Here is a 14,268-nt window from a genome sequence, read left to right on the forward strand (position 1 = left end):
CGCCCGCGATGGCGAACAGCCCGGCGAGCGCCGCGGCGTAGATGGCCAGGACGACGAGCGAGTCGACGCCCATGCGCGCGATCCGCCGCGCGGGCCGGAAGATCAGCCCGGCCATGTAGACGAGCGTGAGCACGATGCCGACGGCGGTCAGGTAGATGTCGGTGTCGGCCGCGTGCGGGAGGACCGCCTTGCCCGAGAGCAAGGTGGCGGGGAGGAACAGCACCGGCAGGAACGCGTTGCCGCCGAAGATGTCGCTGATCGCAAGCTGGTAATCCTTCATCCTCGTCGAGGCGAGGCCGGTGGAGACTTCGGGAAGCGAGGTCGCGGCGGCGAGGATCGTCGCGCCGAACGCAACGCCGCTCATCCCGATCCGGCTGGCAAGCGCCGAGCCGCTCTCCTCGATGGTGACGCCGGCGACCAAGGTCGCGACGGCGCCGCCTGCGAAGATCAGGACCGGCACCGCGGTCGCCCCGGCCGCCTTCGCGCGCGCCTCCTTCGAATGGCCGCGCGGCTTCTCCTGGGTGTCGGGCGCGCGGCCGGTGGTGTCGTGCCAGGGAAGCCCGCGATTGGCACGCCCGATCAGCCACACGCCCCCGCCCCAGAGCAGAGCGATGAGCAAGGCATCCGGGGTGACGCGGGCAACGATCAGCGAGGCGGGCAGCTGCGTCGCCATCACTGCGACGATCAGCACCGCGATCACCAGCAGCCCCTCGATGACGAGGGTGAGGCTGGCGGCACGATAGGTGAGCGGCGCCTTCTCCCCCTTCATCCCGAAGGCGTCCAGGAGCACCAGCACCACCGTCTGGATGGCGATCCCGCCGAGAATGTTGCCAACCGCGACCCCGAGGTCGCCATGCCACGCCGCACTGGCGGTGATGGCTACCTCCGGCAGGTTGGTCGCGATGGCGAGGAGGATGACCCCGCCCAGGGCCTGGCCGAAGCCGAAGCGGACGGAGAGGATGTCCGTGGCGCCCGAAAGCTTGACTCCCGCGATCCAGATGATCGCGGCCGAGGCGAGGAAGATGCCGGCCTGTGCAGCGGCGGGAAGGTGGTCGAACATCAGCTCTCCTCGGGCGCGCCTGTCGGGCTCTTTGCCGCCTTTACGCGGCGGTGGCGAGCCTACACCTCCGCCGGCCGCCTGCCACTCCTTCCGGTCTCAGCGCCGCGCGACCGCGCGAGACGCTTAACGGCATCTTCACCCCCACATCGCAAAGAGCAGGTCGGGATCGGGAGAGACAATGCTGCGGGTCTATTCCTGCCTCACGGCAGAGCATGATTTCCGGCTGGTGCTGGTCGCCGCCGCGATCTGCCTGCTCGCCGCCTTCACGGCGTTCACGATCTTCGAGCAGGCACGGCGCGCGACGATCCGCCGCTGGGCGTGGATCGGCCTCGCCGCCTTCGTCGCCGGCACCGGCATATGGGCGACCCACTTCATCGCCATGCTCGCCTACAAGCCGCAGCTCCCGATGGGCTACGATTTCAAGCTTACGGCGCTCTCGATCGCGGCAGCAATGCTCATCACCGGCGGCGGCTGGGCCGCCGCGCTCCGAGGCAGGCTGCAGCCGACCCTGATCGGCGGCGCGTGTGTCGGCGCGGGCATCAGCACGATGCATTATCTCGGCATGGCTGCGGTGCACCTTCAGGGGCGGTTCGTCTGGGACCCGGCTCTCGTTTGCGTCTCGATCGTGCTCGGCGTCGGCTTTTCTGCCTTGGCGCTTGCCGAGCACCGCCGACGTCCGACTTTAGTGCCCTGGCGGCCGGCGCTCCTCTTCACCCTGGCGATCTGTGGAATGCATTTCACCGCCATGGCGGCGGCTTCGATCGTGCCGGACCCCCGCGTGGCGGTGCCGCCGGCGGCGATGGACGACGGGACGCTGACGGTGGCGGTCGCCGCAATGGCCGTGATGATCCTCGCCATCGGCTTCCTCATGGTGCTGTTCGACCGAAAGCTCACCCGTAACGCCATTGAGGAAGCGCAGCGGCTTCGGACCTTTGCCGATGCCGCCGTCGAAGGGCTGGTGGTGATCGATGGCGACCGCATCGTCGATGCAAATCGCAGCTTCCTCCGCCTCGCCGGCTACGACAGCATCGATGGGGCGCCCGGCCGCCTCTCGGAGCTCCTGATCGACGTAAACACGCAGACGCTGTCCATGTCCGCGGAAGCCGCGCCGCTGGAGTGCCGGCTGATGCGGGCGGATGGCCATGGGCTCGAGGTCGAGCTGCTGCTGCGTCCACTCGCATGGCGCGGCGCCGACCTGCGGATCCTGGCGGTCCGCGACATTTCCGAGCGGCGTGAAGCGGCCGAGCGGATCGCCCACCTGGCGTTCCACGACGCACTGACGGGGCTTCCGAACCGCGCCGTGTTCGGCGAGCACCTCGTGCGCACGATCGAGAAAGCGGCCGAGGCCGCCGAGCCGGTTGCGGTCCTCTGCATCGATCTCGACGGCTTCAAGGCCGTCAACGACATATACGGACATCCGGCCGGCGATGCGCTGCTCGTCGCGGCGGCGCAGCGGATCCGCGCCGCCGTCCGCGAGCACGAGCTGGTCGCCCGACTGGGAGGCGACGAATTCGCCATCATTCAGGCCGCGGGGCAGCAGCCCGAGCATGCGGGCCTGCTTGCCGAACGGGTCGTCGCTGCGCTTGCCGAGCCTTTCTCGATCGGCAGCGAGACCATCCGGATCAGCGGCAGCATCGGCGTTGCCCTCTTCCCCGCCGACGCTGCGCAACCGGACGCTCTCATCAAGAATGCCGACATGGCGCTCTACCGGGCTAAGGCGGAGGCGCGTGGCACGGCGCGATTCTACGAAGCGGCGATGGACGAGGCCCTGCGGCGCCGCCGCCAGCTCGAAGCCGATCTCCAGCAGGCGATCGGCCGTGGCGAGCTCAGCGTCCATTACCAGCCCCTCGCCGACCTCGAGAGCGGCCGCATCCTCGGCTTCGAGGCGCTGCTTCGCTGGACCCACCCCAGGCTCGGGGAAGTTGGCCCCGGCACTTTCATCCCGCTGGCGGAAGAGAGCGGCCTGATCCTGAAGCTCGGCGCCTGGGTGTTGCGAGAAGCATGCACTGAAGCGGCTCGATGGACGCCTCCGCTGAAGCTTTCCGTAAACCTGTCGCCCGTCCAGTTCGCGCAGAACGACCTTGCCGGGGAGGTCGAGGGCATTCTCGCGGAAACCGGCCTCGATCCGGCGCGGCTCGATCTCGAAGTGACCGAGGGGCTCCTGATCAAGGACCCCGACCGGGCGATCTCCATCCTCGAGCGGCTGAAGGCGCTCGGCGTCACCATATCGATGGACGATTTCGGCACCGGCTATTCGTCGCTCAGCTATTTCCGCATGTTCCCGTTCGACAAGGTGAAGATCGACCAGAGCTTCATCCGCGACATCGCCAACCCCCAGGCGCGCGCCATCATCCGCTCGGTGATCGGCCTGGGACGCGGGCTCGGCATGCCCGTGGTGGCGGAAGGGGTGGAGACACGCGAGCAGCTCGACGCCCTCCGCGCGGAAGGCTGCGACCAGGTCCAGGGCTATCTGATCAGCCGCCCCAATCCGATCGCGCATTTCGAGGGCGTGGTGATGGACCGGAGCGCCGATGTCCGGCAACAGTGGAAGCTGGGCTGAAACGCCTCCGCCGGCAGGGCCATCGACGTCTCGGACGCCGCCTCGATCATGCTGCGCAGCGATCTTGACGCCCAGCTTGCGCCCGACGAGATCGAGCGCCTGGATGCCGTTCGTGCCTTCGTAGATCTGGCCGATACGGTAGCAGCCGACGTCTCCAGAGGTTCCAGCGGCCCGAGGAACCGGCGCGGCGCAAGACGGTGGGCCGCCTTCCGCACGTCAGGGGGACGAAAGAATCTTCGCCTTCGAATTCACCAACCTTTTCTTAGGCTTGCCGTGGCAAAATGACATGGCCGCTCAACGAGAGACGAAGACGTGACCGCCCTTCCCCGCCCCTGCACCGGCTGCCGCGACGGCGCCGCCCTCGATTTCGATTTCGCGATGGCCTTCCAGCCGATCGTCGACCTGGAGACCGGCCTCCCCTTCGCCTTCGAGGCGCTGGTCCGCGGGCCGGCGCGCGAAGGTGCAGCCGAAGTGCTGGCGAAAGTGACTCCAGAAAATCGCTACGCCTTCGACCAGAAATGCCGGGTGAAGGCGATCGAAACCGCGGTGCGCGCAGGCATCCTCGACACGCCGGCGCGGCTGTCGATCAACTTCCTGCCCAACGCCGTCTATTCGCCCAAGGCCTGCATTCAGCTGACCCTCAAGACCGCCGCTGCGGCGGGCCTACCCACCGACCGCCTCATCTTCGAATTCACCGAGCAGGAGGAGATGGCGGACCCCGGCCACGTCGCCAACATCGTCGCCACCTACCGGGCGATGGGCTTCGGCACCGCGCTGGACGATTTCGGCGCCGGCCATGCCGGCCTCGGCCTCCTCGCCCGCTTCCAGCCGGACATGCTGAAGCTCGACATGGAACTGATCCGCGGCATCGACGCCAGTCTCCCGCGGCGGGTGATCGTCGAAGGCGTGGTTCGGATGTGCGACGCGCTCGGGCTGACGCTCATTGCGGAAGGTGTCGAGACCGATGCGGAGCTGGAGACCCTGCGCTCGCTAGGCATCCGCTACGTCCAAGGCTACCTCCTCGCACGTCCGGCCTTCGAGGCCCTGCCCCTGCCGGCCCCGGCCCCAAACGTGGTGCCACTGCGCCGGATCGTCTGACTCAGAAGCCCTCTGACGTCATTAATCAGGACGCGGGAGCACCCTCTGCACGCGCAATCCACCGCCACCGGCGACAATTGCGGCGCAGCCGAAGATCATCGGGATCGTCAGCGAGGAGGTATGGGCATGCGAGGCTCAGCATCGCAGCGCCGATGTAGCCGTTCGGGTGAAGCTCCTTCGCCGTGTAAGGACAGGAGCCGGTGAGCGTCACGACCGAACCTCTTCGAACCCGCTCGGTGACGGAGTCGTCGCCATCGGTGCAGATATAATCGGTGTCGGTGTCGCGCGCCCGATAAGCTGCAAGCGAGCGGTCGACGGTGCTGGCAAGGCGGCGATACTCGCTTACAGAGAGGCTGAAGACCGCTGACCCATGCGACTCCCATCCTGAATAGGGATGACCGTCGAACCACAGAGCCCGCCCGCGCACGCGACCACCGTCGCCGGCTGCCAGCTCCACGATGATCCCGCGTCCCCCCAGAGACGGCTCGGTCGAAAATCGAATCGCGTCGGGGCCTAGGGCAACGGCTGGCGGCCTTTTACCGCTGTTCAGAACGTCATGCTCCCCGCGCTCGAGCTCGCACGGTTGTAACTGAGGCTCGGACCGGACGCGGCTGCAATCGAGCGGCGCAGTTGGCGCCGCCAAGAGAGCCGCTGCGATCACGAAGCTCAGAAAGCCTCTGCCGGCAGCGCCATCAGCGTCTCGGAGCCCGCCTCGATCTTGCGCCGCAGCGAACCCGTCTCCGGCATGACATGGCTGGCGAAGAAGCGGGCGGTGACGAGCTTGGCTTCGTGGAAGGCCTTGTCCTCAGCGCCCGCGGCCAGGGCGGCGGTGCTGGCCTTGGCCATGCGCAGCCACATCAGGCCGAGCGACACCACGCCCAGCAGGGTCATGTAAGGGTAGGCCGCGGCGCCCGCATTGTTGGGGTTGGCGAGGCCGTTCTGCATCAGCCACATGGTGGCGGTCTGGAGATCGGCGGTGGACTTCTGGAGCGCCGTCGAGACTTCGGCGATTACCCCTCCACCAATATTCTGGTGGTCCCCCTCCCCATCTGGCGATGGGGAGGCAGATTCCTCTGCGAGCATCTTGAAGAAGGCTTGGATGGCGCGGCCGCCATTGGCGCCCAATTTGCGGCCGACGAGATCGAGGGCCTGGATGCCGTTGGTGCCTTCGTAGATCTGGGCGATGCGGGCGTCGCGGACGAACTGCTCCATCCCCCATTCGCGGATATAGCCGTGGCCGCCATAGATTTGCTGGGCGTCGACCGCGGCCTTGAAGCCCTGGTCGGTGAGATAGCCCTTGATGACGGGGGTGAGGAGGCCGAGCAGGTCGGAGGCGGCCTCGCGCTCCTCCTCGGTCTGGGCACGGCGGCCGAGGTCGACGAGGAGCCCGCCCCACAGGACGAGCGCACGCGCCGCCTCGTTGAACGCCTTCATCTCCATCAGCATGCGCCGCACGTCCGGGTGGACGATGATCGAATCGGCCTTGGCATTGGGATCCCGCTCGCCGGGGACGAGGGCGCGGCCCTGGCGCCGGTCCTTCGCGTAGGTGACGGCGTTCTGGTAGGCGACCTCGCCCTGCGCCAGGCCCTGCAGGCCGACGCCGAGGCGGGCGGCGTTCATCATGATGAACATGGCCGCCAGGCCCTTCTCCGCTTCGCCGACGAGATAGCCGGTGGCGTCGTCGTAATTGAGCAGACAGGTCGAATTGCCGTGGATGCCCATCTTCTCCTCGATCGAGCCGCAGACGACGCCGTTGCGTGCACCCACCGACCCGTCCTCGTTGACGAGGAACTTGGGCACGATGAACAGCGAGATGCCCTTCACGTTATCGGGCGCGCCGGCGATCTTGGCGAGGACGAGGTGGATGATGTTCTCGGCCAGATCGTGCTCGCCCGACGAGATGAAGATCTTGGTGCCGGTGATCTTGTAGGAGCCGTCGGCCTGCGGCTCGGCCTTGGTCTTGAGGAGCCCGAGATCGGTGCCGCAATGGGGCTCGGTGAGGTTCATCGTGCCGGTCCAGCGGCCGGAGACCATGTTGGGCACATAGGTCTGCTTCTGCTCGTCCGTGCCCTTGACGAGGATCGAGGCGATCGCGCCGGCGGTGAGGCCGTGATACATTTCGAACGCCTGGTTGGCGGAGAGCAGATACTCGCTGATCGCCGTGGCGATCACCTGCGGCAGCCCTTGGCCGCCATATTCCTCCGGCGCCGAAAGGGTGGTCCAGCCGCCGGCGACGAACTGGTCCCAGGCCTGCTTGAATCCCGGCGGCGTGGAGACCGAGCCGTCGTCGTGGCGGACGCAGCCATGCTCGTCGCCGATGCGATTCAAGGGGGCGAGCACTTCGGCGGCGAAGCGGCCGCCTTCGGTGAGGATCGCCTCGACCATGTCGGGCGTGGCATTCTCGAAGCCGGGAAGGTTCGAATAGCGTTCGAGGCCGAGCACCGCGTCGAGGACGTAGCGAGTCTCGCGGACGGGGGCGGTGTAGCTGGGCATGGCTATCCTCTTCAGGCGTGCGGCGGTTCGGTCGATCCGACCAGGTCGATGAAGCTTTCGAGTTCGGCGATGGTCGCGTCGATATCGACGCGCTGCTTCCTGAGCAGGTCGACGCGAGACCGGCATTTCTCGAGCGTGACGCGGCGCTGCGCGGCGCGGTTGTCGCCGAGGTCGTAAAGATCGATCATCTCGCGAATTTCGGCGAGGGAAAAGCCGACGCGCTTGCCGCGCAGGATCCAGGCGAGGCGCGCACGATCGCGCCAGGAGTAGATGCGGGCGAGGCCCTGGCGCTCCGGGCCGATCAGCCCCTCGTCCTCATAGAAGCGCAGCGCCCGGGGCGTGACCTGGAACTCTTCGCAGAGGTCGGTGATCGTATAGGTGCGCGGGTCGGCTTCCGGCGCGTGGAAGTCCGAATGGAGGGCGGTCTCGGGCATGGGCTTCGCCTAGTTTACGTTCACGTCAACGTCAAGCTGGCGAGGCGCGCCGGCACGTCACCCGCAGAGCGGATCGCCGGCCGGGTCCTTGGCCTTCGCCGCCCCCGCCGCGCCGGCTTCCTTCAGCACAAAGTTGGTGCCCGCGACCGCGGCACCTTTGCCACAATAATAACCGCAGCCCTGGGGAAGTTTGGTCGGGAGGACCACTTTTCCGTCCTTCATTTCGGCCGAGATCGCGCAGGCGGAATCGCCGGTCATGGTGAGGGTGAGCTTGCCGCCCTCCATCCTGGCCAGGCCGGCGCCGGAGCAGGCGGCCATGTTCGGTCCCCATACGGTCAGCCCGAACTGGGTCGAATCGCCCTTGTCGGCGATGCACAGCTGGTTCGGTTGCGCGGCGTTGCCGCTCTGGTAGAGGCCGGCGAGACCCGGCGCGTCGGAAGGACGGGCCGGCACGGGAGCCACCGCGGGCGCCGCGGGCGCCCTGCCCTGGACCGGCGCCGTCGCGGCCTGGTTATTTCCATGGTCGGAGGCGCCGCAGCCGGCGACGAGGGCGAGGATGACGAGGGACTTCTTCATGCCTTCTCCCGGCCTGAGCGACGGGACCGTGCCAGCCAGCCCCGGTTCAGGCAAGCGCCGCTATCGGACGGACCGTTCCTTTATCCACATCAATCGGTTCCGCCGGGGCGACAAGCCGGCGGCGCCATCCTATAGGGACGGCCGGGGGAACCTCCTTTCCGGGCGCGCGGGGCTTTTGGACATGCTGACCACCCATCCGTTCGATGACGACAAGCTCCGCGAGGAATGCGGCGTCTTCGGGATTTGGGGCGCCGACACCGCCTCGGCCGTCGTCGCTCTGGGCCTCCACGCCCTCCAGCATCGCGGCCAGGAAGCCGCCGGCATCACCAGCTGGGACGGCCGCAACTTCCACGCCCACCGCGCCATGGGCCATGTCGCCGGCAATTTCGACCGTGACGAGATCATCCGCCGCCTCGCCGGCCAGACGGCAATCGGCCATGTCCGCTACTCGACCGCCGGCGAGACGGCGCTGCGCAACGTCCAGCCGCTGTTCGCGGAACTGTCGTCGGGCGGCTTCGCCGTCGCCCATAACGGCAACATCTCGAACGCGCTGAAATTGCGGCGCGAGCTCAACCGCCGCGGCTCGATCTTCCAGTCGACCAGCGACACCGAGGTGATCATCCACCTCGTCGCCACCTCCACCTACCGGACCCTGATCGACCGGTTCATCGATGCGCTGAAGCATGTCGAGGGCGCCTATTCGCTCGTCTGCCTGACCAGCGAGGGCATGATCGCCTGCCGCGACCCGCTCGGCATCCGGCCGCTCGTCATGGGCCGATTGGGCGACGCCTACATCTTCGCGTCCGAAACGGTGGCGCTGGACGTCGTCGGCGCGACCTTCATCCGCTCGGTGGAGCCCGGCGAACTGATCATCGTCTCCGACCAAGGCCTGCGCTCGCACCGCCCGTTCGGCGACGTGCGGCCCCGCCCCTGCATCTTCGAGCATATCTATTTCTCGCGCCCGGACAGCGTGCTCGACGGCGCCTCGGTCTACTCGGTGCGCAAGGCGATCGGCGCGGAGCTGGCGCGGGAGAATCCGGTCGAGGCCGATTACGTGGTGCCAGTCCCCGACTCCGGCGTGCCCGCCGCGATCGGCTACGCGCAGGAAAGCGGCATCCCATTCGAGCTCGGCATCATCCGCTCCCACTATGTCGGGCGGACCTTCATCCAGCCGAGCGACCAGGTCCGGCACCTCGGCGTCAAATTGAAGCACAACGCCAATTCCGCGCTGATCGCCGGCAAGCGGCTGGTGCTGGTCGACGATTCGATCGTCCGCGGCACGACGAGCCTCAAGATCGTCCAGATGCTGCGCGAGGCCGGGGCGCGCGAGGTGCACATGCGCATCGCCTCCCCGCCGACGCGCCATTCCTGCTTCTACGGCGTCGACACGCCTGAGCGGGCGAAGCTGCTCGCCGCGCAGATGAGCGTCGCGCAGATGAACGAATATATCCGCGCCGACTCGCTGGGCTTCATCTCGATCGACGGCCTCTACCGCGCGCTCGGCGAGGAGATGCGCGAGGAGACGCAGCCGCAATATTGCGACGCCTGCTTCACCGGCGCCTACCCCACCCGCCTCACCGACCATGAGGACCAGGCGGAGCCCGACCAGCTGGCGATGCTGGCGGAGCGCTACGGCTGAGCCGGGCGGCTGAGGGGCGGCTGAGGGAGCCCAGGCGTCACCCTGAACTTGTTTCAGGGTCCAGTTTCGAGCAACGCGACCTTCACCGAACTGGATGCTGAACCAGGTTCAGCATGACGAAGGGGTACAGATGACAGAGAAGTTTCTCGCCGGCCGTGTTGCGCTGGTGACGGGAGCCAGCCGCGGGATTGGCGCAGCCACCGCGGAAGCGCTCGCCGCGGCGGGCGCGCATGTCGTAATCACCGCCCGCTCGGGACCCGAGCTCGAAGCGGTAGAGGAGCGCATCCATGCCGCCGGGGGCAGCGCGACGATCGCGCCGCTCGATCTGACGGAGAGCGACAGCATCGCCCGCCTGGCGTCGGCGGCGGCGGAGCGGTGGGGGACGCTGGACGTGCTGGTGCTGAACGCGGCGATGCTGGGCGCGCTGACGCCGGTGGCGCAGATCGACGGCAAGGAGTTCAACCGACTGCTCACACTCAATGTTCTCGCCAACCAGGCCCTGATCGCCAATTTCGACCCGCTGCTGCGCAAGAGCGAAGCGGGCCGGGTGATCGCCGTGACCTCCAGCGTCGGCCGCCAGCCCCGCGCTTATTGGGGCGCCTACGGAGCGTCCAAGGCGGCGCTGGAAACGCTGACCCTCGCTTATGCCGAGGAGGTGAAAAACCTAGCGCCGGTGAAGGTCGCGATCCTCGATCCCGGCGCGACGGCAACGAAGATGCGCGGGAAGGCTTTTCCGGGCGAGGACCAGGAGACGCTGAAGCCGCCGACCGCGGTGGCGGACGCGGTGGTCGAGATGCTGCGGACGGACTTCGAGACGGGGTTCAGGCTGGAACTCGGCAAGTAACCGTCATCCCGGCGAAAGCCGGGATCTCCATCCGGAAAAGGCGCCGCTACCCTTCACCCCACGAGATCCCGGCTTTCGCCGGGATGACGTTAGCCCTTCACCAGCGTGACCTGCGCGACGTCGATGCCGCCGCCGCGGAAGCCGCCTTCGCAGTACATGAGATAGTAGCGCCACAGCCGGTGGAAGGCTTCGTCGAACCCTGCCGGAAGCCGCCCTTCCGCAACGGCTGCGTCGTAGGAAGCACGCCAGCGCTTCAACGTCTCGGCATAGTCGAGGCCGAAGCCCTTGCGCTCTTCCCAGCTGAGGCCGGCTTCCGCAGCGAGGGCGGCGAAGCGGTCTTCGCTGACAAGCATGCCGCCGGGGAAGATGTAGGTCTGGATGAAGTCCGCATTGGCCGCATAGCCCTCGAACAAAGCCTCACGGATCGAAATGAGCTGGAGCGCGGCCCTGCCGCCGGGCTTCAGCACCCGCGCGACGCTGGCGAGGTAGACGGGCCAGTAAGCTTCGCCGACCGCCTCGGCCATTTCGACGCTGGCGAGGGCGTCGAACGGCTCCTCGACGTCGCGATAGTCCTGGAGGCGTATCTCGACCGTGTCGGCCAGACCGGCCGCCGCCATGCGGGCGTCGGCGAAGGCCTTCTGCTCCTCCGAGAGGGTGATGCCGACGACGTGGGCGCCGTACTCCCGCGCGGCGATCTCGGCGAGCGCGCCCCAGCCGCAGCCGATATCGAGCAGGCGGTCGCCCGGCTTCAGCTGGAGCCGGTCTAGGAGCAGCCGGATCTTGCGCGCCTGCGCCGCCTCCAGCGACTCGCCCTCGGCGGCGAAGACGGCGCTCGAATAGGTCATCGAGGGGTCCAGCCAGGCGCGGTAGAAATCGTTGCCGAGGTCGTAATGGTGGGCGATGTTGGACCGGGCCCGCGCCTTGCCATTGTCGCGAAGGCGGTGGGCGAGGCGGTTGACGGCGCGGAACAGGCCCTTCGAGCGGGCGGTGTCGCCGAGGCTCTCGCCGTTGAGCATGAACAAGGCGAAGAGGGGGACGGGGTCGGGGCTGGACCATTCGCCCAACTCCCACGCCTTGTACCAGCCGACGGAGCCGGACGTGACCAGGCGGACGATCGCATTCCAGCTGTGCAGCCGGACGGCCGGCTCCGGCCCCGGCGCGCGGCCGCCGAGCCGGCGCCGGCTGCCGTCGGGAAGGGTTGCATCGATCGCGCCCTGCTTCAGACCTGCATCGATCCGGTCCAGCACGGGGCGGAAGCTGCCGCCGAGCAGCCGCCCGAACAGCCCTGCGCCGGTCGCGAAGACGCGGTCGGCGGAGACGAGATGACGGCCCCTGACGCTCACCCGCCGCTTGATAGAGGCTGGGGGCGGGCTGGCAAGCGCCCTCCCCCGCCGCCTTAGCCGAGGATGCGGGCGAGCCCGCGCGAGAGCTGGACCGCGCCGTTGATGCGGCTTTTGGGATCGGGCCAGGGCCGCTGGATGACGAGCTTCGAATCGGGCCTGAGCTTCGCCGTGCCCTTGAGGCGCTGGACGTAGTTCAACAGGCCCGGCAGGTCCGGGAAGCTGTCGTTGTGGAAGTGGACCAGCGCCCCCTTGGGGCCGACGTCGAGCTTCACCACCTGCGCGATGCGGCAGTTCATCTTCACTTCGATGATCTTCAGGAGGTTGTCCGTCTCGTCGGGGATCTTGCCGAAGCGGTCGATCATCTCGGCGGCGAAGGGCTCGATCTCGGCCGGCGTCTCGAGCTCGTTCATGCGGCGGTACAGGCCCATGCGCAGGTCGAGGTCGGGGACATATTCGTCCGGGATCATGATCGGGGCGTCGACGGTGATCTGCGGCGAGAAATCCTCGGCGCGGGTGCTGAGGCCGCCCGACTTGGCGTCGAGGATCGCCTCTTCCAGCATCGACTGGTAGAGCTCGAATCCGACCTCCTTGATGTGGCCGGATTGCTCGTCCCCGAGCAGGTTCCCGGCCCCGCGTATGTCGAGGTCGTGGCTGGCGAGCTGGAAGCCGGCGCCGAGCGATTCGAGGTTGGCGAGGACCTGCAGGCGCTTGTCGGCGGCCTCGGTGACGGTGCGGCTCTCAGGCGTGGTGAAGTAAGCGTAGGCACGGGTCTTGGCGCGCCCGACGCGGCCCCGCAGCTGGTAGAGCTGGGCGAGGCCGAAGCGGTCCGCGCGGTGGATGATGAGGGTGTTCGCCGACGGGATGTCGAGGCCCGATTCGACGATCGTCGTTGAGAGCAGGACATCGTATTTGCGGTCGTAGAAGGCGGACATCTTCTCCTCGACCTCGTTGGCGCCCATCTGGCCATGCGCGGTAACGGCGCGGACTTCCGGCACCTCGTCGCGCAGGAACTGCTCGAGGTCGGGGAGGTCGGCGACTCGCGGGGCGACGAAATAGGTCTGGCCGCCGCGATAATGTTCGCGCAGCAGCGCCTCGCGCAGCACCACCGGGTCCCAGGGCATGACGTAGGTGCGCACAGCCAAGCGGTCGACCGGCGGGGTCTGGATGACGCTCAGCTCGCGCAAGCCCGACATCGCCATCTGCAGGGTGCGCGGGATCGGCGTCGCGGTGAGGGTGAGGACGTGGACGTCCGCCCTAAGCCCCTTTAGCCGCTCCTTATGGGTGACGCCGAAGCGCTGTTCCTCGTCGACGATGACGAGGCCGAGCTTCTTGAATTCGACACCCTTGGCCAGCACCGCATGGGTGCCGATGACGATGTCGAGCTTGCCGTCCTTCAGCCGCTCCTTCGTCGCCTTCGCCTCCTTGGGCGGCACAAGGCGCGACAGGCGGCCGATCTCGATCGGGAAGCCGCGGAAGCGCTCGGCGAAAGTGTTGTAATGCTGGCGGGCAAGCAGCGTCGTCGGGCAGACCAAGGCGACCTGATGGCCAGCCATGGCGGCGGTGAAGGCGGCCCGGAGCGCGACTTCGGTCTTGCCGAAGCCGACGTCACCGCAGACCAGCCGGTCCATCGGCTTGCCGGCCTCGAGGTCGGCGAAGACGTCGGCGATGGCGCGATCCTGGTCCTCGGTCTCCTCGTAGGGGAAGCGGTCGGCAAAGGCGGCGTAGCTGGTGTCGGGCTCGATCACGGCGCCGGGGCGGAGTGCGCGTTCGGCGGCGGTCTTGATGAGCTCGCCCGCAATCTCGCGGATCCGCTCCTTCATGCGCGACTTGCGGCGCTGCCAGGCCTCTCCGCCGAGTTTGTCGAGCGCGACGCCGTCCTCGCCGCTGCCGTAGCGGGTGAGGATGTCGATATTCTCGACCGGCACGTAGAGCTTGTCGCCGCCCGCATATTCGAGCGCAACGCAATCGTGAGGGCTGGTGCCGACCGGGATCTGGGTCAGGCCTTCGTAGCGGCCGATGCCGTGATCGGCATGGACGACGAGGTCGCCGGGGCTGAGCGTCGCCAGCTCCTGGAGGAAGGCGTCGGCCGACTTGCGCCGCTTGCGGCGGCGCACCAGCCGGTCGCCGAGCATGTCCTGCTCGGTGAGGACGGCGATGTCGGGCGTGGTGAAGCCGTGGTCGAGCGGAAGGACGAGGAGGGCGACAGATCCTCCCCTGGCCT

11 protein-coding genes are annotated in these 14,268 nt (G+C 67.8%); 4 read left to right on the forward strand and 7 right to left on the reverse strand.

What is annotated here, in order from left to right; genetic code table 11:
* A partial coding sequence (locus tag VGC56_RS08720) for a sodium:calcium antiporter (RefSeq protein ID WP_464124506.1) occupies window positions 1–1,060 on the reverse strand: 1,060 nt, incomplete at its 3' end.
* A 178-nt stretch (window positions 1,061–1,238) separates the two neighbouring features.
* On the opposite strand from VGC56_RS08720, the gene VGC56_RS08725 reads away from it, so the two are divergent.
* Entirely contained in the window at window positions 1,239–3,620 is a 2,382-nt protein-coding gene (locus VGC56_RS08725; RefSeq protein WP_464124507.1) for a bifunctional diguanylate cyclase/phosphodiesterase, read from the forward strand.
* Between the two features lie 378 nt (window positions 3,621–3,998).
* Window positions 3,999–4,718, forward strand: a complete 720-nt coding sequence (locus VGC56_RS08730) for an EAL domain-containing protein (protein ID WP_464124515.1) — start codon at window positions 3,999–4,001, stop codon at window positions 4,716–4,718.
* 25 nt (window positions 4,719–4,743) lie between these two features.
* On the opposite strand, the gene VGC56_RS08735 is transcribed toward VGC56_RS08730, so the two are convergent.
* From VGC56_RS08735 to VGC56_RS08750, 4 genes are all read right to left on the reverse strand, one after another.
* On the reverse strand, window positions 4,744–5,175 hold the full coding sequence (locus VGC56_RS08735) for a hypothetical protein (RefSeq protein ID WP_464124508.1): 432 nt from the start codon (window positions 5,173–5,175) through the stop codon (window positions 4,744–4,746).
* 209 nt (window positions 5,176–5,384) lie between these two features.
* A complete protein-coding gene (locus VGC56_RS08740) occupies window positions 5,385–7,211 on the reverse strand; it encodes an acyl-CoA dehydrogenase C-terminal domain-containing protein (protein ID WP_464124509.1) in 1,827 nt (608 codons plus the stop codon).
* Window positions 7,212–7,222: 11 nt separating this feature from the next.
* Complete coding sequence (locus tag VGC56_RS08745; RefSeq protein WP_464124510.1) at window positions 7,223–7,645, reverse strand: MerR family transcriptional regulator; 423 nt, start codon at window positions 7,643–7,645, stop codon at window positions 7,223–7,225.
* Between the two features lie 57 nt (window positions 7,646–7,702).
* Window positions 7,703–8,221, reverse strand: a complete 519-nt coding sequence (locus VGC56_RS08750; RefSeq protein WP_464124511.1) for a hypothetical protein — start codon at window positions 8,219–8,221, stop codon at window positions 7,703–7,705.
* A gap of 181 nt (window positions 8,222–8,402) precedes the next feature.
* Here VGC56_RS08750 and purF point away from each other — a divergent pair, with 181 nt between their 5' ends.
* Together purF and VGC56_RS08760 are read left to right on the forward strand one after the other, a co-directional pair.
* Complete coding sequence (purF, locus tag VGC56_RS08755) at window positions 8,403–9,860, forward strand: amidophosphoribosyltransferase (RefSeq protein WP_464124512.1); 1,458 nt, start codon at window positions 8,403–8,405, stop codon at window positions 9,858–9,860.
* A 130-nt stretch (window positions 9,861–9,990) separates the two neighbouring features.
* Window positions 9,991–10,704, forward strand: coding sequence for an SDR family NAD(P)-dependent oxidoreductase (locus tag VGC56_RS08760; protein WP_464124513.1), 714 nt, complete (start codon window positions 9,991–9,993; stop codon window positions 10,702–10,704).
* 89 nt (window positions 10,705–10,793) lie between these two features.
* Here the strand turns inward: VGC56_RS08760 and VGC56_RS08765 are convergent, their stop codons facing one another.
* Window positions 10,794–12,059 (reverse strand): class I SAM-dependent methyltransferase, encoded by a 1,266-nt coding sequence (locus VGC56_RS08765; protein WP_464124516.1) that lies wholly within the window; start codon window positions 12,057–12,059, stop codon window positions 10,794–10,796.
* A 41-nt stretch (window positions 12,060–12,100) separates the two neighbouring features.
* The coding region (gene mfd, locus VGC56_RS08770) for a transcription-repair coupling factor (RefSeq protein WP_464124514.1) at window positions 12,101–14,268 on the reverse strand (2,168 nt) is incomplete at its 5' end.

This window comes from Allosphingosinicella sp., assembly GCF_036403745.1.
Classification (GTDB): Bacteria; Pseudomonadota; Alphaproteobacteria; order Sphingomonadales; family Sphingomonadaceae; genus Allosphingosinicella.

Coding starts and splice junctions, on each gene's coding strand:
- VGC56_RS08730 (WP_464124515.1), top strand. CDS start 3,999: ATGGCCTTCCAGCCGATCGTCGACCTGGAGACCGGCCTCCCCTTCGCC.
- VGC56_RS08725 (WP_464124507.1), top strand. CDS start 1,239: ATGCTGCGGGTCTATTCCTGCCTCACGGCAGAGCATGATTTCCGGCTG.
- VGC56_RS08745 (WP_464124510.1), bottom strand. CDS start 7,645: ATGCCCGAGACCGCCCTCCATTCGGACTTCCACGCGCCGGAAGCCGAC.
- purF (WP_464124512.1), top strand. CDS start 8,403: ATGCTGACCACCCATCCGTTCGATGACGACAAGCTCCGCGAGGAATGC.
- VGC56_RS08750 (WP_464124511.1), bottom strand. CDS start 8,221: ATGAAGAAGTCCCTCGTCATCCTCGCCCTCGTCGCCGGCTGCGGCGCC.
- VGC56_RS08760 (WP_464124513.1), top strand. CDS start 9,991: ATGACAGAGAAGTTTCTCGCCGGCCGTGTTGCGCTGGTGACGGGAGCC.
- VGC56_RS08740 (WP_464124509.1), bottom strand. CDS start 7,211: ATGCCCAGCTACACCGCCCCCGTCCGCGAGACTCGCTACGTCCTCGAC.